Source organism: Ideonella sp. (genome assembly GCF_041287625.1).
In the GTDB taxonomy this organism is placed as follows: domain Bacteria; phylum Pseudomonadota; class Gammaproteobacteria; order Burkholderiales; family Burkholderiaceae_C; genus Ideonella.
This window is the reverse complement of sequence record NZ_JBGGNH010000022.1, coordinates 1-23,351: the sequence shown is the minus strand read 5'-3', so window position 1 is coordinate 23,351 and position 23,351 is coordinate 1. Positions and strand designations below refer to the sequence as shown.

Annotated in this window: 18 protein-coding genes and 1 pseudogene; 8 read left to right on the top strand and 11 right to left on the bottom strand. The window is 65.6% G+C overall.

The annotated features are described in order from the left end of the window. Positions 1–5: 5 nt before the first annotated feature. From glyQ to ACAH41_RS08850, 3 genes are all read right to left on the bottom strand, one after another. The gene (gene glyQ, locus ACAH41_RS08860; protein WP_370538261.1) at positions 6–959 is read right to left on the bottom strand and encodes a glycine--tRNA ligase subunit alpha; all 954 of its coding nucleotides are present in this window, start codon (positions 957–959) and stop codon (positions 6–8) included. An 84-nt stretch (positions 960–1,043) separates the two neighbouring features. Then, positions 1,044–2,597: an apolipoprotein N-acyltransferase gene (gene lnt, locus ACAH41_RS08855; protein WP_325655858.1), complete on the bottom strand. Its 1,554-nt coding sequence runs from the start codon at positions 2,595–2,597 to the stop codon at positions 1,044–1,046. Then, positions 2,594–3,508 carry an HlyC/CorC family transporter gene (locus ACAH41_RS08850; protein WP_370538260.1) on the bottom strand — a complete coding sequence of 305 codons (915 nt, stop codon included), beginning with the start codon at positions 3,506–3,508 and terminating at the stop codon, positions 2,594–2,596. Before ACAH41_RS08850 ends, lnt begins: the two co-directional genes overlap by 4 nt. Positions 3,509–3,768: 260 nt before the next feature. On the opposite strand from ACAH41_RS08850, the gene ACAH41_RS08845 reads away from it, so the two are divergent. The 5 genes from ACAH41_RS08845 to hslU all read left to right on the top strand — a co-directional run bounded on the left by ACAH41_RS08845 (position 3,769) and on the right by hslU (position 9,875). Next, the gene (locus ACAH41_RS08845) at positions 3,769–4,818 is read left to right on the top strand and encodes a GTP-binding protein (RefSeq protein ID WP_141290148.1); all 1,050 of its coding nucleotides are present in this window, start codon (positions 3,769–3,771) and stop codon (positions 4,816–4,818) included. 207 nt (positions 4,819–5,025) lie between these two features. Next, entirely contained in the window at positions 5,026–5,769 is a 744-nt protein-coding gene (gene dksA / locus ACAH41_RS08840) for an RNA polymerase-binding protein DksA (RefSeq protein ID WP_370538259.1), read from the top strand. A 69-nt stretch (positions 5,770–5,838) separates the two neighbouring features. After that, positions 5,839–7,659: an STAS domain-containing protein gene (locus tag ACAH41_RS08835; RefSeq protein WP_325655857.1), complete on the top strand. Its 1,821-nt coding sequence runs from the start codon at positions 5,839–5,841 to the stop codon at positions 7,657–7,659. A 205-nt stretch (positions 7,660–7,864) separates the two neighbouring features. Next, positions 7,865–8,416, top strand: coding sequence for an ATP-dependent protease subunit HslV (hslV, locus tag ACAH41_RS08830; RefSeq protein WP_325655856.1), 552 nt, complete (start codon positions 7,865–7,867; stop codon positions 8,414–8,416). A 106-nt stretch (positions 8,417–8,522) separates the two neighbouring features. Then, a complete protein-coding gene (gene hslU, locus ACAH41_RS08825; protein ID WP_370538258.1) occupies positions 8,523–9,875 on the top strand; it encodes an ATP-dependent protease ATPase subunit HslU in 1,353 nt (450 codons plus the stop codon). Positions 9,876–10,004: 129 nt separating this feature from the next. Here the strand turns inward: hslU and ACAH41_RS08820 are convergent, their stop codons facing one another. After that, on the bottom strand, positions 10,005–10,775 hold the full coding sequence (locus tag ACAH41_RS08820) for a type III pantothenate kinase (protein ID WP_325648128.1): 771 nt from the start codon (positions 10,773–10,775) through the stop codon (positions 10,005–10,007). Positions 10,776–10,952: 177 nt separating this feature from the next. Here ACAH41_RS08820 and icmF point away from each other — a divergent pair, with 177 nt between their 5' ends. Continuing rightward, the gene (gene icmF / locus ACAH41_RS08815; RefSeq protein WP_325648129.1) at positions 10,953–14,246 is read left to right on the top strand and encodes a fused isobutyryl-CoA mutase/GTPase IcmF; all 3,294 of its coding nucleotides are present in this window, start codon (positions 10,953–10,955) and stop codon (positions 14,244–14,246) included. Between the two features lie 189 nt (positions 14,247–14,435). After that, positions 14,436–15,689 (top strand): DUF445 domain-containing protein, encoded by a 1,254-nt coding sequence (locus ACAH41_RS08810; RefSeq protein ID WP_325648130.1) that lies wholly within the window; start codon positions 14,436–14,438, stop codon positions 15,687–15,689. Here ACAH41_RS08810 and ACAH41_RS08805 read toward each other — a convergent pair whose 3' ends face one another. Beyond that, positions 15,690–16,652, bottom strand: coding sequence for an NYN domain-containing protein (locus ACAH41_RS08805; RefSeq protein WP_325648131.1), 963 nt, complete (start codon positions 16,650–16,652; stop codon positions 15,690–15,692). Between the two features lie 153 nt (positions 16,653–16,805). Here ACAH41_RS08805 and ACAH41_RS08800 point away from each other — a divergent pair, with 153 nt between their 5' ends. Beyond that, complete coding sequence (locus ACAH41_RS08800) at positions 16,806–17,840, top strand: helix-turn-helix transcriptional regulator (RefSeq protein ID WP_325648132.1); 1,035 nt, start codon at positions 16,806–16,808, stop codon at positions 17,838–17,840. 49 nt (positions 17,841–17,889) lie between these two features. Here the strand turns inward: ACAH41_RS08800 and ACAH41_RS08795 are convergent, their stop codons facing one another. From ACAH41_RS08795 to ACAH41_RS08770, 6 genes and pseudogenes are all read right to left on the bottom strand, one after another. Beyond that, entirely contained in the window at positions 17,890–19,458 is a 1,569-nt protein-coding gene (locus tag ACAH41_RS08795; RefSeq protein ID WP_325648133.1) for a hypothetical protein, read from the bottom strand. A 237-nt stretch (positions 19,459–19,695) separates the two neighbouring features. After that, positions 19,696–20,229: a GNAT family N-acetyltransferase gene (locus ACAH41_RS08790; RefSeq protein ID WP_325648134.1), complete on the bottom strand. Its 534-nt coding sequence runs from the start codon at positions 20,227–20,229 to the stop codon at positions 19,696–19,698. 98 nt (positions 20,230–20,327) lie between these two features. Further along, entirely contained in the window at positions 20,328–20,705 is a 378-nt protein-coding gene (locus ACAH41_RS08785; RefSeq protein ID WP_325648135.1) for a hypothetical protein, read from the bottom strand. A gap of 215 nt (positions 20,706–20,920) precedes the next feature. Continuing rightward, positions 20,921–21,601, bottom strand: a complete 681-nt coding sequence (locus tag ACAH41_RS08780; RefSeq protein WP_325648136.1) for a hypothetical protein — start codon at positions 21,599–21,601, stop codon at positions 20,921–20,923. A 291-nt stretch (positions 21,602–21,892) separates the two neighbouring features. Then, the gene (locus ACAH41_RS08775) at positions 21,893–22,696 is read right to left on the bottom strand and encodes a DUF2971 domain-containing protein (protein WP_325648137.1); all 804 of its coding nucleotides are present in this window, start codon (positions 22,694–22,696) and stop codon (positions 21,893–21,895) included. A gap of 132 nt (positions 22,697–22,828) precedes the next feature. Further along, positions 22,829–23,127, bottom strand: a pseudogene (locus ACAH41_RS08770) (cyclic-phosphate processing receiver domain-containing protein). Positions 23,128–23,351: the final 224 nt, after the last annotated feature.

The window sequence follows — 23,351 nt, the reverse complement described above, 5'->3', positions numbered from 1 at the left end:
GGTGCTCAAGCCGCCTTCTTCGAATCGTTTTTCCTGGCTTCCGCTTCGGCCTTGGCCACCAGTTGGGCCTGCACCTCTTCGGCCCAGGCCTTCGGTGCCATCGGGAAGCCCAGGCGGGCGCGGCTGTCCAGGTAGCCCGCGGCGACGGCGCGCGCCAGGTTGCGGATGCGGCCGATGTAGGCGGCGCGTTCGGTCACGCTGATCGCGCCACGCGCGTCCAGCAGGTTGAAGGTGTGCGCGGCCTTCAGCACCTGCTCATAGGCCGGCAGCGCCAGCTGCGCGGCGATCAGCTGCTGGGCATTGCCCTCGTGCGCGCCAAAGGCCGTCAGCAGGAACTCGACGTTGCTGTGCTCGAAGTTGTAGGTCGACTGCTCGACCTCGTTCTGCAGGAACACGTCGCCATATTTCAGGCCATCCGTGTACACGAGGTCATAGACGTTTTCGACGCCCTGCAGGTACATCGCCAGCCGCTCCAACCCGTAGGTGATCTCGCCGGTGATGGGTTTGCAGTCGATGCCGCCGACCTGCTGGAAGTAGGTGAACTGGGTCACTTCCATGCCGTTGAGCCAGACCTCCCAGCCCAGGCCCCAGGCGCCCAGCGTCGGGTTTTCCCAATCGTCCTCGACGAAGCGCACGTCGTTTTTCTTCAGGTCGAAGCCCAGCGCTTCGAGCGAGCCCAGGTACAGCTCCAGGATGTTGGCCGGTGCGGGCTTGAGCACAACCTGGAACTGGTAGTAGTGCTGCAGGCGGTTCGGGTTGTTGCCGTAGCGGCCGTCCTTGGGCCGGCGGCTGGGCTGCACGTAGGCGGCCTTCCACGGCTCTGGGCCGAGCGCGCGCAGGAAGGTGGCGGTGTGGCTGGTGCCGGCGCCGACCTCCATGTCGTAGGGCTGCAGCAAGGCACAGCCTTGCTGGCCCCAGTAGTCCTGGAGGCGAAGAATGAGTTGCTGGAAGCTGAGCATGGTGGGCGCAGGAAGCGGCGGCCACGCGCACCGCTGCACATGGCCAAGCCTAGGAGCCGCAGGACGGCGTCAGGAGGATCGATTCTAAGTGTCGGCTGCAGAGGCGCGAGTGGGGGATGTGCCCTCCCGCCGCGGCATCAGCCGGGCCGCCATCAGCACGGCGGCGACGAGCACCCACAGCGGCCACAACCCCAAGCGGGACAGCCAGCGCGCATAAGGCGTGTCGCCCTGGCGGCCCTGCACCGTCACGTCCAGCACGCCGGTGGTCCAGGGCTGCAGCGCCTGCGTGACCACGCCGTGGTGGTCGATGGCGGCCGTCATGCCGGTGTTGGTCGCGCGCACCAGCGGGCGCTGGAACTCCATTGCCCGCAGCTGCGAGAACTGCAGGTGCTGTTCCTGCATCATGTGCTTGCCGAACCAGGCCAGGTTGCTGGCGTTGACGAACATCGTCGCCGACTGCGGGCCGACCGCGCTGCCGGCGAAGTCCTCGCCAAACAGGTCTTCGTAGCAGATCAAAGGCCGCACGCGCTGGCCACCGACCTCGAACACCGCTTCGTTGGTGCCATGCGCCTGGTCGCCCAGCGGGATCTGCATCAGCTCGACGAACCAGCCGAAACCCGGCGGGATGAATTCGCCAAACGGCAGCAAATGCCGCTTGCCATAGCCGTAGAAACCACCGCTGGCCAGTTGCCGGGCCGAGACGCCGGCCATCGAATTGACGTAGCCCTCCTGCGCGTCACCGAGGAAGGTGCCGATCAAGGCGGCGCGTTCGCCCTGCGAAAACGGCTGCACCAGCGAAGCCCAGTAGGCCGGGTCCAGGTCGGCCCGCGGCACCGGCAGCACCGATTCGGGCGTGACGACGAGCTGGCCTGTCGCGCCCAGCAACTGCGCCTGCAGCGCCGCCATGTTCTCGCCAAAGCGGGCCGGGTCGAACTTGATGTCCTGCGGCACGTTGGGTTGCAGCAGGCTGACCTTCAACTCGCCGGCCGGCTCGGTGAATTCCTTGGGCGCCAGCCAGCCGAACACCGGCAGCAGCAGCGCCACGCCCAGCAAGGCCGGCGCGCGGCGCGGCGCCATGACCAGCCCGGCCAGTGCCGCCGCCAGCAAGGCCGCCACCGCACCCATGCCGTAGACACCCACCCACGGCGCCAGCGGCGCCAGCAAGCCCTCGCTGTGGGCATAGCCCGAGGCGATCCACGGGAAGCCGGTGAGCAACTGGGCCCGCGCCAGTTCGGCCATCAGCCAGCAGGCGGCGAACACCAGGCCGCGCAACAGCGGCGAGTGCCCACGCCCCAGCCACGCAGCCGCGGCCATCGCCAGCGCGAGGTAGAGCGACAGCAGCCCGGCCAGCAGCAGCACGGCAAGCGCGGCCAGCGGCATCGGCATGCCGCCGAAGTCGTGCATGCTGATGTAGAGCCACCAAAGGCCCGCCACCAGCCAGCCCAGGCCGTAGCACCAGCCGGCCCAGGCGGCGCGACGCGGCGTGGCGCGCTGCACCGTGCCGGCCAGCAAGGCCAGGCACAGCGGCTGCAGCCACCACCAGCCCAGCGGCGCAAACGAGGCGACCTGCAGTGCCCCCGCGGCCAGCATCGGCAGCCCCAGGCGCCAGGCAGGCGCGGCCAGCCAGCCCAGCTTCACGCGGCGTCTTCGGCGATGACGCCGTTCGGCGCGCGCCGCACCTTGAACCAGCGCACCGCGCCGCCGCGGGTCAGCATCACGCTGAAGCTCAGGCCGTGGGTCATCACCGTCTCGCCGCGCCGCGGCACGTGGCCCAGTTCATGGGCGATCAGGCCACCGATGGTGTCGAAATCCTGCTCCGGCAGCGTCAGCACCAGGGCTTCGTTGACGGCGGCGATCTCGGCGTCGCCGGCCACGCGGTAGCTGCCGTCGGCCAGGGTATAGACGCCACTGGGCGCGTCGGCATCGTCGAACTCGTCCTCGATCTGGCCGACGATGACTTCCAGCACGTCCTCGATCGTGATCAGCCCGGCCGTGGTGCCGAACTCGTCGATCACGATGGCCAGGTGGTTGCGGTTGGAGCGGAAGTCGCGCAGCAGCTCGTTCAGGCTCTTGGACTCCGGCACGAAGATCGCCGGGCGCAGCAAGGTGCGCAGGTTCAGCTCGGGCGCCCGCTGCAGCTTGAGCAGGTCCTTGCTCAGCAGGATGCCGATGATGTTGTCGCGCCCGCCCTCGGTGACCGGGAAGCGCGAGTGCCCGGTGGCGATGACCTCGGCCAGCAAGGTCTCGTAGCTCATGCCGATGTCCAGCACGTCCATGCGCGGGGCGGCCACCATGGCGTCCCCGGCAGCCATGTCGGCCAGGCGCAGCACGCCTTCCAGCATCGCCCGCGACTGCGGCTCGATCAGCTCGCGCTGCTCGGCGCTGGCCAGGGTTTCGATCAGTTCGGCCCTGGAATCCGGACCAGGAGAGAGGAATTCGACCACGCGCTCGAACAAGCTGCGGCCACCGCTTTCGGAGCCGGCGCGCTGGGCGGCGCCGGCAGCGGCATGACCCGGCCGCGAGGGCCGAGAAGACTGGGGTTCGGACACAAGGGGTGCCGGCAGTGGAGGAAGCGGGAGAATACTCGATTCGTTTTTCAGCCGCAGGGCAGCGGCGCGCGTTCGGCTTGACAGCGCCGGGGCCAGGCCTCAGAGTCCGCCCCCCGCGCTGGGCAAGGTTTGCCAAGCAAGAAACGGGCAATCTTTCTGGGCATTGAAAATGCCCGCCTGACCCCCAAGTGACGCCGATCCGGAGCCCTGCTCCGCCAGAACCTCCGCGATCGAAACCCTTCACCTACAGAAGCGCCGCCATGTCCCTGATCCCCGCCACCATCCTCACCGGCTTCCTCGGCTCTGGCAAGACCACCTTGCTCAAGCGCGTGCTGACGGAAGCCCACGGCCAGAAGATTGCCGTGATCGAAAACGAGTTCGGCGAGGAAAACATCGACACCGACATCCTGGTCACCGAGACCAAGGAGCAGGTGATCCAGATGAACAACGGCTGCGTCTGCTGCACCATCCGCGAAGACTTGCGCACCACGCTGGCCGACCTGGCAGCACGCCGCCGCAAAGGTGAGCTGGATTTCGAGCGCGTGGTGATCGAAACCACCGGCCTGGCCGACCCGGGCCCGGTCGCCCAGACGTTTTTCATGGACGACGAGGTCGCCGAGAGCTACCAGCTGGATTCCATCCTGACGCTGGTGGACGCCAAGCACGCCGACCAGCAGCTCAACGACCGCGTCGAAGCCCAGCGCCAGGTGGGCTTTGCCGACCAGATCTTCATCAGCAAGACCGACCTGGTCGACGAAGCCTCGGCCGACGCGCTGGCCCACCGCTTGAAGCACATGAATCCGCGGGCACCGCAGCAGCGCGTGCACTTCGGCGAGGTGCCACTGGCCAGCGTGTTCGACCTGAAGGGTTTCAACCTGAACGCCAAGCTGGACATCGACCCGGAGTTCCTGAACGACGGCGGCCATGACCATGCCCACGATCACCACGGTCATGACCACCATGACCACGAACACGGCGAGCACTGCGACCACCCGCACCACCACCAGCATGACGACGACGTGAAGTCCTTTGTCTTCCGCGCCACCAAGCCGCTGTCGCCCACCAAGCTGGAAGACTTCCTGGGCGCCATCGTGCAGGTCTACGGGCCGAAGATGCTGCGCTACAAGGGCGTGCTGAACGTCAAGGGCAGCGAGCGCAAGGTCATCTTCCAGGGCGTGCACCAGTTGATGGGCAGCGACCTGGGCCCGAAGTGGGCGCCGGGCGAAGCCAAGGTCAGCAAGATGGTGTTCATCGGCATCGACTTGCCCAAGGAAATCCTGCTGCAAGGCCTGGAAGGCTGTGTTGCCTGAGGCCCTCCGCGGCCAAGCCGCCAGCAGTTCTGCCAACACATGGCCGCTGCTTGAACGCAGTGGAAAAAGGTCTTACCGTGAACTCAGACCGCGTGGCTACAATCCGCGCGCCCCGACCCGGCCCGCGACGTGGCATGTGCACCACAATCAAGCGCTACCGCGGGGTATAACCGCCCTTTCACGTGCGTTGTGGTGAGGAGACCGACCGTGAGCAAGACCCCGGCCAAGACTTCCGATTCCAGTCTGGCGTCCGATGCGGAATCCGCCAAGAAGCCAGCAGCCGCCAAAAGCGCTGCCAGCAAGAGCGCTGACAAGAGTGCCGACAAACCCGCGCCGGTGAAGACCGCGGTGAGCCCGCCGGTGTCCACCATCAGCCGCCCACGCAGTGGCAGCGGTCCGGTCAGTTCCACCGCCAGTTTTGCTGAGCGCTTTTCTCCTCCCAAGCCTTCGGCTAAACCCTATCCTGAACCCATGAATGCTGTGAAGCCTGCCGCCAAAGCAGACCCCAAGCTGGCCAACGCCTGGAAAACCAAGGCCGGCCGCGACCTGACCGAAGCCGAGCTGATGGCCATGCCGGAAGCCGAGTACATGAACGAGAAGCAGCTGGAGTTCTTCCGGGCCAAGCTGCAGGAGCAGAAAGACGCGCTGCTGTCGAATGCCGGCGAAACCACCGAGCACCTGCGCGAAGACACCTCCATCGTGCCGGACCCGGCCGACCGGGCGACGATCGAGGAAGAGCATGCGCTGGAGCTGCGCACCCGCGACCGCGAACGCAAGCTGCTGAAGAAGATCTCGCAGTCCATCGGCCGCATCGATGCCGGCGACTACGGCTTCTGCGACGAGACCGGCGAGCCGATCGGCCTGGGCCGCCTGCTGGCCCGCCCGACGGCCACGCTGTCGCTCGAAGCGCAGCAGCGCCGCGAACTCAAGCAGAAAATGTTCGGCGACTGAGCCGGCACTCGCGCTTTCCCAGAGTCGCCCCTTCCCCTCGCGTGATCCTTCAGCCGGGCAAACCGCACGATGGCCAGCAGTAACGACAACGGTGGCGTGCTGCGCCGCATGGTGAAGATGGTGTCTTCACCGGCGCGCGACCTGATGGGTCTGCCCACCGATGCCGGGGCCAGCCAGTTCGCCGACGTCGAAAAGGCCGAGCTGAAGGCCATGATCGAGCGCAAGCGGCGCAACGACTTCGTGCGCAAGCGCGAGCTCGACATGCTGCGCCGCATCCGCCGCGAAGGCCTGAGCCCCGAGCAGGCCAGCGCCCTGGGTGCCAGCTCCCGGCTGGACGACTCCGACGTGCGGCCCACGCACCTGCCCGGCGCTCCTGACCCGGGCATGAAGGCCAAGATCGACGCGATCGAGAAGCAGATGGTCGGCAGCAGCGGCTCGGCCCGGCTGCCGCGCGGCGTGACCATGCCGCCCACGCTGACCACGCCGATCGAGAACCAGACCACGGTGCCTGTGCCGGGCTCGGGCGACATGCCGATGGAGCCGACCCGGCCGATGTCGCTGCTGCCCGAACGGCTGGAATTCCGCGTCGCGCCCCCGGTGGCGGCGCCGCCTGCCGCAACAGGCGTTGCCGCGCCCGCCGCCAGCGCCCGCCCGGCGGCTTCGGCCGCCAGCCGCCTGATGGCCGCGCCACCGATGACCGGCCTGATCAACAGCCCACCGGTGCTGCAGCAATCCGTTGGCCTGGGCAAGGCGCCCGAGCCGGCCGCCGCGGCGGCTGCCAGCGGGGCCATCGACACGGGTCTGGTCGAGGTGCAGGAAATCACCCACGACCACGAGCTCGACGAAGCCGTGATCGCCTTTGCCAATGCCGACTTCGCCCTCTGCGAACGCGCACTGGTGCAACTTACCGCTGCTGGCGGCGCACGGCAGAACCACAACGACACCTGGCTGGTGCTGTTCGACCTGTTCCGCGCCACCGGCCAGCAGGCCAGCTTCGACGCGTTGGCCAATGACTACCTGCAGCGCTTCCAGCGCTCGTCGCCGCAGTGGTTTTCGCTGCCCAAGCTGGTGGCCGAAGCCGCCAGCCAGGCGCCGGCCACCGCCAGCACCGGCGCCGAGGTGGCCTGGGTCTGCCCGCCCCACCTGGATGTGGACGCGGTCACCCAGCTGAACTCGCAAACCCTGCAACTGCCTCTGCCATGGGTGCTGGACTGGACCCAGCTGCAGAAGATCGACCCCGATGCTGCAGCGCGGCTGTACCGCCTGATGCAAGGCTGGGCCCGGCAGGTGCTGGAAATGCGCTGGCTGTCGTCCGACCGCCTGTTCATGACGCTGCAGGACGCCGCGCCCGTGGGCGTGCGCGATGCCGATCCGGCCTACTGGATGACGCGGCTGGAAGCGCTGCGCATGGTCAACCGGCCGGACCAGTTCGACGAAGTGGCGATCGACTACTGCGTGACCTACGAAGTGTCGCCGCCCAGCTGGGAGCCCACGCGCTGCTCGGCCCGCGTCGGCAGCTCGTCGGCCAACACCCAGTCGGCGCCGATGTCGGTGCTCAGTGAACCCATCACCACCATCCAGGGCGCCACCGAAGGCAAGACCGGCTACAGCGTGACCTCGCTGGAACTCTCAGGTCAGCTGTCAGGCGACATCGGCCCGCTGCTGGGCATGCTGGACAACCGGCTGGGCACCGCGCGCATGGTGCACATCTCCTGCGCACTGCTGATCCGGGTCGACTTCATTGCCGCTGGTGACCTGCTGAACTGGGTCATTGCCAAGCGCGCCGAAGGCCGCAACGTGCGCTTCACCGAAGTCCATCGCCTGGTGGCCTTGATGTTTGGCGCGATGGGCATCGTCGAGCACGCCTACGCCCAGCTTAGACAAGCCTGATCTGGTGCACCCGGTTTCGCAAGTACGCGAAACCACCCGCCGGGCGGGTTGCGCAGGCCGCTTGGGGCGGCCCGGCGCTGCCTGCGCTCCGCGCTGATCCAGCTTGCTGTCGGTTTCGCATTCCCTGTCTGAGAACTTGCATGGCGGCTTGCATTCCAAGGTCGGCGCCCTCAGCTAACCCACGTTTTCGCTTCCAAAACAATCCATGGACTCATACCACGGCACCACGATCATCAGCGTGAGGCGGCGCACGGCGGCCGGTGAATGGCAGGTTGCGCTGGGCGGTGACGGTCAGGTCACGCTGGGGCACATCGTCGTCAAGGCGAGTGCGCGCAAAGTGCGCCGGCTGCATCACGACAAGGTGCTGGCCGGGTTTGCCGGCGCCACGGCGGATGCCTTCACGCTGTTCGAGCGTTTCGAGTCAAAACTGGAGAAGCACTCCGGCCACCTGGTGCGCGCGGCCATCGAGTTGACGCGCGACTGGCGCACCGACAAGGTCCTGCGCAACCTCGAAGCCATGCTGGCCGTGGCCGACCGCGATGCCTCGCTGATCATCACCGGCAATGGCGACGTGCTGGAGCCCGAGCTGGGCCTGGTCACCATCGGCTCCGGCGGCGCCTATGCCCAGGCCGCCGCCCGCGCGCTGCTGGCCCACACCGAAATGGGCGCCGCCGAGATCGTCAAGAAGTCGCTGGAAATCGCCGGCGACCTGTGCATCTACACGAACCAGAACCACACGATCGAGGTGTTGGAATGAGCGCAAAGCCTTTCTTGCGCGGACGGGCCGAGCGCCGGGCCGCTCCCAAGCCGGCCCGCATCCCCTCGGGGGATCGGGCGACGTACCCGTCGAACGAGGGGCTCCAATGAGCATGACACCGCAGGAAATCGTGTCTGAGCTGGACAGGCACATCGTCGGGCAGCAGGGTGCCAAGCGCGCGGTCGCCATTGCACTGCGCAACCGCTGGCGCCGGCAGCAGGTCGACGAGAAGCTGCGCGCCGAGATCACGCCGAAGAACATCCTGATGATCGGGCCGACCGGCGTGGGCAAGACGGAGATCGCGCGCCGCCTGGCTCAGCTGGCCGACGCGCCCTTCATCAAGGTCGAGGCGACCAAGTTCACCGAGGTCGGCTATGTCGGCAAGGACGTGGACACCATCGTGCGCGACCTGATGGACATCGCGATCAAGCAGGAACGCGAAGCAGCGCTGAAGCGCGCCCGGCTGAAAGCCGAGGATGCCGCCGAAGACCGCATCCTGGACATCCTGGTGCCGCCGCCGCGCAGCAGCCAAAGCGGTGACGCCTTCGGCTTCACGCCGCCGCCGCCCGCGCCCACGCCGGACAACACCGCGCGCCAAGTCATGCGCAAGCGCCTGCGCGAAGGCTCGCTGGCCGACAAGGAAGTCGAGCTGGAAGTGGCCGAGCCGCGGGCCAACGTCGACATCGTCAGCCCGCCCGGCATGGAAGCCATGGCCGAGCAGCTGCAAGGCCTGTTCTCGCAAATGGGCCAGCAGCGCAAGAGCCAGCGCAAGCTGAAAATTGCCGAGGCGCTGCAGATCCTCACCGACGAAGAAGCCGCCAAGCTGGTCAACGAGGATGAGATACGAGCCAAGGCGCTGCACAACGCCGAGCAGAACGGCATTGTCTTCATCGACGAGATCGACAAGGTGGCCTCGCGCAGCAACACCCAAGGGGCGGACGTTTCGCGCCAGGGCGTGCAGCGCGACCTGCTGCCGCTGGTCGAAGGCACGACCGTGCACACCAAGTACGGCATGGTCAAGACCGACCACATGCTGTTCATTGCCTCCGGCGCCTTCCACCTGGCCAAGCCCAGCGACCTGATCCCCGAGCTGCAGGGCCGGTTCCCGATCCGGGTCGAACTGCAGGCCCTCAGCGTGGACGATTTCGAGGCCATCCTCGGCAGCACGCACGCGAACCTGGTGCGCCAGTACCAGGCGCTGCTGGCCACCGAAGGCGTGACACTGGACCTGGCCCCCGACGGCATCCGCCGCCTCGCGCAGATCGCCTTCGAGGTCAACGAACGCACAGAGAACATCGGCGCGCGCCGGCTCGCCACGGTGATGGAGCGGCTGCTGGAAGACCTGAGCTTCGACGCGCCGAATCTCTCAGGCCAGACCGTGCAGATCAATGCCGACGCCGTGAACGCCAAGCTTGGTGAACTCGCGCACAACGAAGATCTCTCTCGCTACATTTTGTGAGCCCTGGCCTCGGCATTGGGGCACCCGGTTCTGCGAATACGCAGAACCACCTGCCAGGCGAGTTGCGCAGGCCGGCTTGGGGCGGCCCGGCGCCGGACTGCGTGCAGCGCTCCGCTCACGGTTGGCGAATCACAAGGCCAGCCGGTGCGACTGGATGTGCAGCAGCCCGTCGAAGATCAGCGACTCGATGAGTTCGTGCGGCACGTCCAGATAAGGCGCGACCTTCCAGCCCGCGCCGCCGGTCATCAGCAGCACCGGCTCCTCGCCGCCGCTGTGGGCCGCCAGGTGGGCGCGCATGCGGGCGATGGCGCCGGTGATGGCGTAGGTGCCGCCGCTGGTCAGCGCGTCCGAAGTGTTGGACGGAAACGGCATGACTTCGCCGGTCGGCACGCGCAGGCCGGCCGTTCCGCTTTCCAGCGCGCGCAGCATGATGCCGTGGCCCGGCAGGATCAGCCCGCCGAGGAACTTGCCGTCGCGGTCCAGCGCATCCACCGTGACCGCCGTGCCCACCATCACCACCAGCGCCGGCCGTGCCGGGCCGCGCGCCAGCACATGGCCGCGCGCACCGATCAGCGCCACCCAGCGGTCCGCGCCCAGCCGCATCGGGTGGTCGTAGCCATTGGTCACGCCCGCCTCGTGGTTGCCCGGCACCACCCAGCGCGGCGTCAGGTCCCACAGCTCCAGCTGCTCCTCGACCCGCCGCCGCACCGCTTCACCCGCGACCACGCAGCCCAGGATGGAGGACGGCACGGCCAGCGTGCGCCAGTCCTGCTCTGCCAGCGTGTCGATGGTCTCCAGGAAGCGTGCGCCATGCGCCAGCAGCGCGGCGCCCGGCTGCGGTGACGCGTACTGCGCCCACTTCAGCCGGGTGTTGCCGATGTCGATCGCCAGAAAACTCATGGGCGCGAGCGTAACAGCGCGTTAGGCTGGGCTGATTGCTTAAGGGAAAGCACCAGGGCGCGCCCGGTCTTTGGCCAAGCGGCCGCAGTCCGGACAGTGGCATGATTTCGGTTGACGTTTACGTTAACGTCAACTGGCCCCAGACTCCCGGATTCCCCGATCTGCACAGGCATTTCCATGACCGATCTCTCTGCCGCCCACCAGGCCCTGGCCCACTACAAGCCCACGCACAAGGTGCGCATCGTCACGGCCGCCAGCCTGTTCGACGGCCACGACGCCGCGATCAACATCATGCGGCGCATCCTGCAGGGCATGGGCGCCGAGGTCATCCACCTGGGGCACAACCGCTCGGTCGACGAAGTCGTCACCGCGGCGCTGCAGGAAGACGTGCAAGGCATCGCGGTCTCCAGCTACCAGGGCGGCCACACCGAATACTTCCGCTACATGGTCGAGCTGCTGAAGGCCCGCGGCGGCGAGCAGATCCAGGTCTTCGGCGGCGGCGGCGGCGTCATCGTGCCGCAGGAGATCCGCGCGCTGGCGGATGTCGGCGTGCGCATCTTCAGCCCCGAAGACGGCCAGCGCATGGGGCTGCAGGGCATGATCGGCGAGATGCTGATGCGCTGCGACCAGCGGCTCTCTTCGGACCCGGCCGCGCTTCTGCAGGGCCTGCATGCGGCCGACACGCCCGTTCGATGGCGCGCTCTGGCCCAGCTCATCACGCTGCTGGAAAACGGCGAGGCGGCACCTGCCGTGGTGGACGCCGTGCAGACCGCCGCCGCGCAGCGCCACGCCCCGGTGCTGGGCATCACCGGCACGGGCGGCGCAGGCAAGAGCAGCCTGACCGACGAGCTGATCCGCCGGCTGCGGCTGGACCAGGACGACGCGCTGCAGATCGCCGTCATCAGCATCGACCCGTCGCGCCGCAAGAGCGGTGGCGCACTGCTGGGTGACCGCATCCGCATGAACGCGATCCAGCCCTGGGGCAAGGGCGCGAAGGTCTACATGCGGAGTTTGGCAACGCGCGACACTGGCTCGGAAGTTTCCGCGGCGCTGCCCGCCGTGCTGTCCGCGTGCCAGGCCGCGGGCTTCGACCTGATCATCGTCGAGACCTCCGGCATCGGCCAGGGCGACGCGGCCATCGTGCCGCTGGTGGACGTGCCGATGTACGTGATGACACCCGAGTTCGGTGCCGCCAGCCAGCTCGAAAAGATCGACATGCTGGACTTCGCCGAGTTCGTCGCGATCAACAAGTTCGACCGCAAGGGCGCGGCCGACGCGCTGCGCGACGTGGCCAAGCAGGTGCAGCGCAACCGCGAAGCCTTCAACGTCATGCCCGACCAGATGCCGGTCTTCGGCACCATGGCCAGCCGCTTCAACGACGACGGCGTGACGGCGCTGTACCAGGCGCTGAAACCACGGCTGACTGCCCTCGGCCTGCCACTGAAAGACGGCCGCCTGCCGGCGGTGAACACCCGCCACAGCACGCACCAGGTGCCCATCGTGCCCGGCGCGCGCGTGCGCTACCTGGCCGAGATCAGCGACACGGTGCGCGGCTACAAGGCCCGCGCCCGCAGCCAGGCCAGGCTGGCCCGCGAGATCCAGCAGCTGCGCGAAAGCGCCCGCATGCTGCGCGAGGCCAACCCCGACAAGACAGGCGCCACCACCGCGCTGGCCGACCAGGCGCAGCAGCGAGAAGCCCGGCAGGACGCCGACGCCCGCGCCCTGCTCGCCGACTGGCCCGCGCTGCGCGAGGCCTACGCGGCCGACGAACTGGTGGTCAAGGTGCGCGACAAGGAGATCCGCTCCGCGCTGACCACCACGTCCCTCTCGGGCAGCAAGATCCGCAAGGTTGCGCTGCCGCAGTACGAGGATCACGGCGAGATCCTCAAGTGGCTGATGCTGGACAACGTGCCCGGCCGCTACCCCTACACCGCCGGCACCTTCGCCTTCAAGCGCGAGGGCGAAGACCCGACGCGCATGTTCGCAGGCGAAGGCGATGCGTTCCGCACCAACCGGCGCTTCAAGCTGGTCAGCGAAGGCATGCCGGCGCACCGTCTGTCCACCGCGTTTGACTCGGTCACGCTGTACGGCCACGACCCGGACCTGCGGCCGGACATCTACGGCAAGGTCGGCAATTCAGGTGTTTCTATTGCCACGCTGGACGACATGAAGGTGCTGTATTCGGGCTTCGACCTGTGCAGCCCGACGACCTCCGTCAGCATGACGATCAACGGCCCGGCGCCGACCATCCTGGCGATGTTCATGAACACCGCCATCGACCAGCAGCTCGCCAAGTTCGAGGCCGAACACGGCCGCGCGCCGGACGCCGCCGAGCTGGCGAAGCTGCGCGCCTGGGCCCAGGCCAATGTGCGCGGCACGGTGCAGGCCGACATCCTGAAGGAAGACCAGGGCCAGAACACCTGCATCTTCTCGACCGAGTTTTCGCTGAAGGTGATGGGCGACGTGGCCCAGTACTTCGTGCAAAACCAGGTGCGCAACTTCTACTCGGTCAGCATCTCCGGCTATCACATCGCCGAGGCCGGCGCGAACCCGATCAGCCAGCTGGCCTTCACGCTCTCCAACGGCTTCACCTTCGTCGAAGCCTACCTGGCGCGTGGCATGCACATCGACGACTTCGCGCCCAACCTGAGCTTCTTCTTCAGCAACGGCATGGACCCGGAATACACCGTGCTGGGCCGCGTGGCGCGTCGCATCTGGGCGGTGGCGATGAAGGAAAAGTACGGCGCCAACGAACGTTCGCAGAAGCTGAAGTACCACGTGCAAACGTCTGGCCGCAGCCTGCACGCGCAGGAGATCCAGTTCAACGACATCCGCACCACGCTGCAGGCGCTGATCGCCGTCTACGACAACTGCAACAGCCTGCACACCAACGCCTTCGACGAGGCGATCACGACGCCCACCGAAGACAGCGTGCGCCGCGCGATGGCCATCCAGCTGATCATCAACCGCGAGTGGGGCCTGGCCAAGAACGAGAACCCCAGCCAGGGCGCCTTCATCATCGAGGAGCTGACCGAGCTGGTCGAAGAAGCCGTGCTGGCCGAGTTCGAGAAGATCGCAGAGCGCGGCGGCGTGCTGGGCGCCATGGAAACCGGCTACCAGCGCAGCAAGATCCAGGAAGAGAGCATGCATTACGAGATGCTCAAGCACACCGGCGAGTACCCCATCATCGGCGTGAACACCTTCCGCTCGCCGCACGCAGACGCAGTGCCTCAGCAGATCGAGCTGGCCCGCTCCACCGACGACGAAAAACAAAGCCAGCTCACCCGCCTGCAGGACTTCCACGCCCGCCACGCCGGCGAAGCGCCAGCCATGCTGCAGCGCCTGCAGCAAGCCGTGATCGCCAACGATAACGTCTTCGAGGTGCTGATGGACGCCGTGCGCGTCTGCTCCCTGGGCCAGGTCACCGCCGCGCTGTTCGAGGTGGGCGGGCAGTACCGGCGCAGCATGTGAGGCAGACTGAGAAACAAGCGCTTCGCTGACAAGACTGTGCGGCGGACGCCGCCACAATCGGCATGGCAGCCGGGCGTTCCCGGTTGGGGTGCAAGCACGATGGCGGCAAGCGAAACGGCCTCGCGGCCCGGCGGAGACAGCACGCCGGCCTCACAGACGGTGGAGGCGCGGCGGGCCGATCTGCGCCGCATGAAACTCATTGCCGCAGGCATGCTGTTGCTGGCGATCCTCGGGCTGTTGCTCGCCGAATGGCAAGGCGGGCAAGGCACCTGGGCCTGGGTCAAGGCGTTTTGCGAGGCGGCAGCCGTCGGCGCGATGGCGGACTGGTTCGCGGTCGTGGCGCTGTTCCGCCATCCGCTGGGCCTGCCGATTCCGCACACCGCCATCGTCCCGGAGAGCAAGGACCGCATTGCCGACAACCTGGCGGCCTTTGTTCGCGACCATTTCCTCGAACCCGGCACGCTGCTGGCGAAGCTGGAACAGGCGGACCCCGCGGCCAAGCTGGCCGAATGGTTGGCCGAGCCGGGCAACACCCAGCGGCTGACCGGCATCCTGCAGGCCACCGTCAGCGAAGGGCTGGCGCTGCTGGACGACGATGCGGTGCGCCGGCTGATCGACAAGCAGCTGGCCCGGCTGGTGGAACGCTGGGACGCACCCGGCGCGGCCAGCCGCCTGCTGCAGCTGCTGACGCAGGACGGCCGCCACCACGAGCTGCTGGACAGCGCGCTGAAGCAGGCCGGCGTCTACATCCAGCAGCCCGACGTCAGGGAACAGGTCTCGGACATGGTGCTGAAATATGCCCGCCGCGAGTGGCCCAAGATGCTGGCGGTGGTCGGCTGGGTCAAGTCCCCCGACAGCATGGCCGACGACTTCGCCGTGAAGCTGACCGACGCGCTGCTGGACGAAATGGCCGCGGTGCTGAACGAACCCGGCCACCCGCTCCGGCAGCGTTACCACGCCTGGTTCGAAGGCTTCATCGAACGCCTGCAGCACGACCCTGCGCTGCGCGACAAGGCCCAGGCCCTGAAAGCCGAACTGCTGCAGCACCCTGCGCTGCGCGACTACGTGGGCAGCCTGTGGACTGACCTGAAAGCCCACCTGCAGGCCAACCTCTCCGCCGCAGATTCACCGATGGCCGAGCGCCTGCAGCAAGCGATGGCGCGGCTGGCCAAGGAGCTGGGCCGCGACCCAGCGCTGCGCGAGGCCATCAACCGCCACGTGCTGTCCGTCGCCGGCCGCATGGCCGAGTCGATGCGCTTCACGCTGACGCATCACATCTCGCAGACCATCAAGGGCTGGGACACGCCGCACCTGGTCGAGCAGATCGAACTCGGCGTCGGCCGCGACCTGCAGTTCATCCGCCTGAACGGCACGCTGGTGGGCGGGCTGATCGGGCTGCTGCTGCACGGTGCGTTGCTGCTGTTGCCGCTGTTGCGGCATTGATCAAGCCGCCTTGCCGCTGAGCCAGCGGTGCACCGCGCCGGCAAAGCCTTCTTCGGTCTGCACCTGCTCGCGCCGGCACAGGTTCACCAGGTAGCCGGCCAGCTTGTACGACAGCGCGCGCAGGTCGTCCTGGCCGTCCTGGAAGAAGTGACCCGCCTGCAGCAGGTTTTGCAGCGTCCATTCGATCTCGCTGGCCGCAATGTCAAAGCCGTTGGCGCGCAACCGATCCTGCGCACGCGCCGCGTGGCCCTCTGCCCCGCCGGACGCGGTTTCCGCCACCGCTTCGAGCAGCGCGCGGAAGGCCGCAGGCGCCAGCGCCGGCGCGCCGGTGTGCTGGTGCACTTGCAGGATCAGCGCGCGCAAGGGCGGCTCCACGCCGGCCAGGCGCTCGTCGTCCGGCGGCAGGTTCGTCAATGACGGGATTGCCGGCGTCGGCGCGGGCAGCTCGATGCCCAGCGCCTCACGCACGAAGACGGCCGGGTCGATCAGCAGGTCGGCCGAGGCGCGATAGGCCGCGGCGGGGAACCCGATGGCCAGCACGGTGGTGCGGCGGTCGGCGCGGCGCAGCTTGCGCAGCACCGGCGTGAAGTCAGCGTCGGCCGAGAAGAGGATGAACTCGTCGAATGCCGGCTCGTTGTGCATCAGGTCGACGACGTCCAGCACCAGGTGGATGTCGGTGGCGGTCTTGCCTTCGCTGGTCAGCGGCGGGCAGTCGATGACATCGAAACCGGTTTGGTTGAACGCCGTTCGGTAACGCTGGTAGGCCTGCGGATTCAGGTAGCAGCGGCGCGCCAGCAGCCGTCGCCTGGCATCCGGCAGCGCGTGCTCGGGCGCCGGCAGGCTGTGCAGCAGCCAGTCCACCCAGCGCATGGGCTGGCGGGCGAACTGGTCGGCCGCGGCGGGATCCAGTTCACGCAGGCCGGAGTAGACATTGTCGAAATCGACGAACAGCGCACTTTTCATGGCGGCCATTGTCGGCGACCCCAGAGTTGCATCTACCCGAAAGGAGGATGCGGCGCCGCGGGCCGGCTGCGCAGAATCGGTTTCTACCGCCCTTGCCCGCCAGGATTCCACGCCGATGTCCACCTCACCCTTCCCCGCCACCGCGGCACCGGCATGAACAGCCCGTTGCGCGAGGACCTGAGCCCGTCGCTGGCGATGCTGGGCATTGGCGCGCTGGAGGAGGCCGTCTATCGCGAGCTGCTGCGGCGGCCCGGCAGCACGGTGGACGCGCTGGCCGAGCGGCTGGGCAGCGATGCGGCCAGCGTCACGACCGCGGCGCAGGAGCTGGCGCGAATGGGTTTCGTGACGCATGCGCCGGAGCGCGTGCCGCGGCTGTTCGCGTCGCCGCCGGACATCGCCATCGAGTCGCTGCTGCTGCAGCGCCAGCAGGAGCTGCAGCTGGCGCGGCTGGCCATTCCGGCCTTGCAGCGCGTGGGCGGCGCGGCGCCGGCCGGCGCGCCCATCGTCGAGGTGATCGACGCCGACCCGGCCGCGCAGTGGCAGCCTTACGAGCAAAGCCACCGCGGCGCGGTCAAGGAAGTCATGGTGCTGGTGCGGCCGCCGTTCCTGGTGTCCGCACCAGACCGGCTGGAAACCGCTCGCGCCGAGGCCCGCGCCCGCGGCGTGCGCTACCGCAACATCATTCACCCGGACACACTGCAACTGCCCGGCTGGCCCGAGGCGCTGCGGCGCGTGAGCGAAGCAGGCGAGGAACTGCGCCTGCTGTCGCAGCTGCCATTCAAGATGATCGTGGCCGACCGCGGCTTCGGCCTGCTGCCGCTGAACATCGACGAGCCCGAAGGCCCGATGCTGCTGCTGCGCGGCTCGGCCGTGCTGGACGCGCTGTGCGAGCTGTTCGAAACGCTGTGGCAGCGCGCCGCGCCGCTGCGCTTCAGCCCCAACGGCGAGATGACGCTGGGCACGGCGGCCGACACCGAGCCGGACGCGCTGCTGCCGCTGCTGGCTGCCGGCATGAAGGACAAGAAGATCGCCGAGCAACTGGGCATTTCCGAGCGCACGCTGATGCGCCGCATCGACGGCCTGTACCGCTCGCTGGACGCGCGCTCCCGCTTCCAGGCTGGCTGGCTGGCGGCCTGGCGGGCGGCCGGTCAACCGCCGCCCTCCCCCTCGCCTCCGCTCCCGCCCTGAATTGAAAAAGGCCCGCGAGGGGCCTTGGGTGGGGTTGCGCGGCCGACGCTTACTTCTGCGCCTTCACCGCGCGGCGCTGCAGGCTGCCGTCCGCCGTCACGAAGAAGTTGCCGATCACGACCGAGGCCTCGGCATACGACGGGTCGCTCTTGCGGCCCATGTACAGGCGCAAGCCACCCTCGGCGCCGCTCTTCAGCTTCTTGGACAGTGCCAGCGGGAACTGCAGCGTCTTGGTCTGGCCCACCTCCAGCTTGACCAGGCTGGGCTTCATCGACTGCTCGCTACCGGCGGTGAAGATCGCCACGCCCAGCGGCGAGCCGGACATGTAGGCGTTCACGTTCACCCAGGTCCACATTTCCAGCGCCGCGCCGGTGGTGTTGGTCAGGTCGACCGACAGCGTGCAGGCGCCCGCTTCGGTGCTGACCGTTTCGCAGCCACTCACATTGGCCACGGCCATCGGCGGCAGCGAGAGCGACAGGTCCATGCGCACGTTGCCGCTGATCGGTGCGTCAAACGCCGGGCTGCGCGCAATGCCGTAGCCACCACGCGCCTGGGCCTCGAACTGGTAGCGGCCGGCCGGCACCTGCGTGGTGTTGAGCTGGTACTTGCCGCTCTCGTCCAGGTAGACGAACTCACCCGGCTCCTGCGAGCAGAACTCGTCCGTCACGCGCAGGCAGATCCACAGGTTCATGCGCGGCGACAGCGCCACCGGCAACGGCACGCCGGTGTCGGCGGCCGTCAGCGTGCCGACGATGAACGTTCCCTTGGCGGCAGCGGCCTTGCTGGCTTGCAACGCGCCCTGGCGCGCCTTGGCCGCGGCGGTCTTGCCTGGCTGCTGCGCCGCCAGTTGCTGCGCCACGCCTTGCAGCTGCGACTCGACGCCGCCCGCCGTCTGCGCCAGCCGCACGCCCTGGCTGAAGCCGGTCGTCTGGTCCGGCTGGCCCGGGGGCGAAGCGAAGAAACTCACGATGGAATACGCGCCGGTGTCGCGCGTGCCCACGTAGACGGACTGCGTGACCTGGCGCGTCTCGCCAGCCGCCAGCGTCAGCACCATCGGCTTGTAATTGCCGTTGCCGCTGCTGTACTGGGTGTCGGGCGTGGGCATGTTGGTGCGGGCCGTCACCTGCGCCCAGACCTGCGTCTTCACGTCCTTGGTCGATTGATTGGTGACCCGGTAGCCGATGTCGCACCAGCCGTTGTTCAGCGTCGTGCACGGGTTGAACTCGGCAAACGCGATCTTCAGCGGCTTGAGCAGCAGCGCCTGCTGCAGCGTGCCTTCGGCCTCCAGCTTGAAGTGCTGGGTGTACTTGGTGCTGAAGTCGTTGGCACCGGCCACCAGCTGGTATTTGCCGGCTGGCAGGCCATCGGTCGCAATGGCCCAGGTGCCGTCGTCCAGCACCCCGCCGCCATTGGCGAAGGCCGTGCAGAAGTCCTGCTCGATGCCCGAAGCGTCGCACTGATACAGCGCGACAAACGGCCACAGCGAAGCGTCAATGGCGTGGCCCTGGTCATCGAGCAGCGTGCCGCTGACGGCGCCGCCAGCGTGCGCCGCGCCAGCGGCCATCGCGCCCAGCAGCGCCGCAGCGCCCAGGGCACGGGAGTGAAGGGAAAACAGCATGGGAAGAATCCTGGTGGGTGTGCCGGAAGGCCGGTGGCCAAGCCTGCGGCAGGTCCGCCACCAGGCCCGATGGGGCACCGGGGTCGTGGACCGATGTTCAGGCATCTGCCGGCACAGCGGCACGGCCGTCTTCTGCCATGGCAGAAGATGGTCAGGCCAGGTTCACCACCCTGTCAGCGACGGACCAGCGCAAAGCCGCATTGCGCCGATGCCCTGCCGGTTTCCGAACGTGCGCGCTCAGGTTCTTTCCGCAGCCATGGATTTGGCGAAGACGCGGTTTTCATACGCCTTGCCTTCAATGACGTACTGCGTAGCCCCCACGTCCTGGTAGCCCAGGGCCGGGTAGACCTTCAACGCCCGCGCATTGCCAACCCAGGCCGTGAGCCACACATGCGCAGCCGCCCTCTCCTGCGCCTTGCGCTCGGCCATCGCCATCAGCCGCCTGCCGATGCCGCAACCCTGAAACGGTGCCTGCACGTACAACCGCAGGACTTCTAAGCCCTCGATGGCCGGAACCGGGCAGACCGTGTCAAAAGCCAGGTCCAAGAACCCCACCAGCCATTCCCCACGCTGCGCGACCGTGATCTCCACGTTTGGGTCGCGCAAGCGCACCTCGAACGCTGCCACCGAATAGACCTGGCTCGCCTCCCGCGCCAGGTCGGTGTTGATGCCGTTGGTGGCGTAGGTGTCCAGAAACACCTGCGTGGCCAGCACGCTCAGGCAGAGCGCGTCCTCGGGCGTGGCCGTGCGGTAGATGAAATCCTGGCTCATGCAGAAATGTCAGGGTTCACGGCGACTTGGCCCTTTCACGTCGCCAGACAACCAAATTGTCGGAGTTGAATCGCTTGAACGAAGGGTTAGGCATATTCTTACTTACTTAAAATTGTATTGACGACGCATGGTGTTGTGGCAAAACCAGGGCATTGGTTTAATGTACTAGAGTCCTCATAATACAAAATAATTTTCCCCATCGTTGCCTTGTTTAGTAGCGCGGCGGCAATCAATTGCTTGTTGTTGTTGAGGATTGCAACAAAGCCACCTTGACACGTTGCAGATACAGCGGAAGTAACCTGAATACAGCTTGTTCCAGGATTGGTACTGTCTGCCCCTCCGTTCACTGCGACCGTTAAAATATTTGTCTCATATAAGATTTGCCCTGCAGCGAAAGACACTGACGCCTGCGCGCCTAAAATTAATGCTAGCATGGAATAGGCCAATGCGAAGTTACTCTTACGAACGGGCAACATTTAGGTTCCTTTGTTGATCAACAAATTGGCGAGCAGCGAACACTTAAATTCAAGTTGATAATTTGCGATTTATGCGGTACTTGACATGTATAGGTATCTACGTTTACTTAATGAATGGCCTATAACATTATTCTCACAACTTGTAGCAGCCTAACGTTTGACATGAGATGCGCTTGGAGGTCGAAGGCCGGAAAAGCGTCCTCTCGATGGAAGGGTTAGGCGGCTGCTGGAAACTTGAGCTCTTCCGGTACGTATAGCTCATAGAGATCCTTGACGCGACCCAAGAACATGGCTTGTCGAAAGAGCATTGATAGGAACAATGCAAAAGCGATGGGGATGTAGAACTCCATGTAGCGGAGTGGGGCAAAGAAGCGTTGATCTTGCGAATAGTGACCAATGCAGGCAAGGACCAGCAATCCCGAAAGTAGGTTTTGGCAAAGCGTCACCTCAGCCATTGCTTTGACCAGCACCCGCCCGGCGCCATCGTCTTCTTTCACTACGGCGTCAATGTGCAGCGACACAGCCTTCCAGCGACTGCTGAACGGAGTGGATCTTGGTGCTTCAAGTCCCAAGTGCTTTCGCATCATCTTCGTCGTTGACAGGCACATGAGTGATACCCAATCCCATACGACGGTGAAACCGGTTAGCACGATGCCCGATACGTAGCTCAACGCAATGAGGACAAAGAGCATGGCCCCTGAGAACTCAATCAGCGCCTTTGGATTGACGCCCGAGATCAGAGAAGCTTTGAAGGAAAGTGCAACCCAGAACGCCATTCCTGGGCAAACGCGCGCTATCAGATCGTAGTAGGCGCTGGGAACGAAGTTCATCAATGACGACAGTCCGGACTCCGACTTTTCCTTCTCGGGCTTTGGCGCAGTTGCTCCGTTTGACATGGGTGATCTCCAAAAGTCGACTTTAGGCCGCCAAACGAATGAAAGGGACTTCCCCGATCCGAACCCGCCGCGTAGCGGCAACCGGCAACAAAGTGCCACGATGGGAAGTGCGATCTCTCATCAACTCTTTCGGAAGGGGAAGTCCATGACGATTCTGACCGTGGGCATTGATCTCGCCAAGAACGTTTTTGCCGTGCATGGCGTGGGGGAGTCCGGACGTCCTGAGCCAGTCTGAAATATCCCTTGGAGATCAATCACTTGGCTGGAGTTTTTTGAGAGGCATTTCTCGTTTCAGCGGAGGCCCAGGCGTTGTGCTTCAAGGTATGTCGTGTAGGTGACTGCGCGAAATTCGACTTTGAAATCCGACTCGCTGCGGAATCCCTGCCAAAGTTGCACAGAGTTATTCTGACCGGCCAGAACCATGGCAATGATCTCAAACTGAGAGAAGGGCATATCGGCTCCAAGGTAAACGCCAGTGAGAGTTTCGCTTTCGTAACCGAATGCGGTGCCAGCCTTCGTATGAATGCAGCGCCACTCTTGCTCGTATCGCCAGTCTTCCGCTTTCGTTCTGTACAGATCAATAATCTCCGATCTGGAGTCACCACAAAGAATTGACACGATGTCAACTTCTGGCATCTGCTTGGTGTATTGGACCTGATGCAACTTCTCAAATGGAGATTTGTCCGTTCGGAACTCCAAGCAGAAACCCTTCCCGCTATCGGCATAGTGCGACCACATTAGCAGGCTGTCGTTAACCTCAGAGAAGCACGAAACACCATTGCTAGAAAGAAACTCGGATACTCCTTGCTGTAGTTGATTCAGTCCCGTGCGGAGAATCAGCTCGCGCAGCTTCTCTTCAGGCATTGTCTTGAACTTCTCGCGCGTGACTTCAGGAACTGCTGGATCCGACCCATACTGCTTCCGCAACCGCGCGATGTCTGAATCCGACGGTGGCTTGATTCTCGGGGTCAAAGCGCAATCATAGGGATCGTTGAAGTGAAGGGGCGAACCGAAGTAGATCACTTGCTCCTTCAGGTTTTGAAGAGAGCGTGCGGAGAACGGCTCGTATTTGAAAAGACGTGGCGGACGCGTCATAGTTGAGTTGATGCCTAACGTTTGACTTAAGCGGACCGCCGTAGGCGGGTCCGCTTGAAGGAATGGTTAGCCGTCGGGCGGTGAACAGCATATTGAACTTGTCTTGGTGTCTTCTCGTACGAAGCCATACTGCTAAGCCTTCCGCTGCGCGAGCCGTTCGATTGATCGAATTCCCGCAGTCATCTTCTCTCGAGCTGACGAATTGGCGGAGTGGACCGAGATCTTCGGTGGCTTGAAGCCCCGTAGCGCCACGGCTTCTTCTACCCACAGCACTACGTCGTACCCAGTTCCTCGATTGTCATCGCCGAGGTCATGATCAAGACTGATCTCTGACACCTCTCCGCTCTCAAGCAGTTTGATCGCCTCATCGGGCCAGTAGACACGGACCATCCTTCAGGGGTGTTCCGCTCATCGTCGAGGAAGACGCGCATTTCGTACTCCGAGGTGCTCTTGCGACGGCTAACGTAGAAGCGTAGGGAACCACAAGCGCAGCTTGTGGCCGTCCCTCTCGACTGAATACGAAGGGACTTCCCCAGTCCTGTTGCGGTATCGAGGTACCAAGATTGACTCGTTGCGGAAGTCCAATCTGAGCGGAAAGGGGAAGTCATGGGCGAGATTACACGAGGCGAGATCGTTCGGGTAGGCGTGGACCTGG